Origin of the sequence: Bacillus cereus group sp. BfR-BA-01379, assembly GCF_022663605.1 — a bacterium.
GTDB classification, from domain to species: domain Bacteria; phylum Bacillota; class Bacilli; order Bacillales; family Bacillaceae_G; genus Bacillus_A; species Bacillus_A mobilis.
The window spans coordinates 1-469 of sequence record NZ_JAKUFT010000199.1; the positions used below are offsets into that span (position 1 = coordinate 1).

Below are 469 nucleotides of genomic sequence, written 5' to 3' on the forward strand. Positions count from 1 at the left end.
TCGACTCCTAGTGTCAAGGCATCCACCGTGCGCCCTTTCTAACTTAACCAAACTAAAAATTAAAAAATATGAGCTACACTGTTATCTAGTTTTCAAAGAACATACCATTTGCTATTTAAAATAGCTTTTTGGTGGAGCCTAGCGGGATCGAACCGCTGACCTCCTGCGTGCAAGGCAGGCGCTCTCCCAGCTGAGCTAAGGCCCCGAAAGTTGTATGGTGGGCCTAAATGGACTCGAACCATCGACCTCACGCTTATCAGGCGTGCGCTCTAACCAGCTGAGCTATAGGCCCATACAAATTGCAGGATTTATTTATATCATATCCTCATTTAAGAGTCAATACTTAATTGAACTCTCAAAACTAAACGAAAACGAAACACGGAAACTTATATTGATGAACAGCGTTCATCAATTCTCCATAGAAAGGAGGTGATCCAGCCGCACCTTCCGATACGGCTACCTTGTTACG

Annotated in this window: 2 tRNA genes; both read right to left on the minus strand. The window is 44.1% G+C overall.

The features are described 5' to 3' along the window. Positions 1–129: 129 nt before the first annotated feature. Positions 130–205, minus strand: a tRNA-Ala gene (locus tag MR113_RS27440). Positions 206–215: 10 nt separating this feature from the next. Further along, a tRNA-Ile gene (locus MR113_RS27445) sits at positions 216–292 on the minus strand. Positions 293–469: the final 177 nt, after the last annotated feature.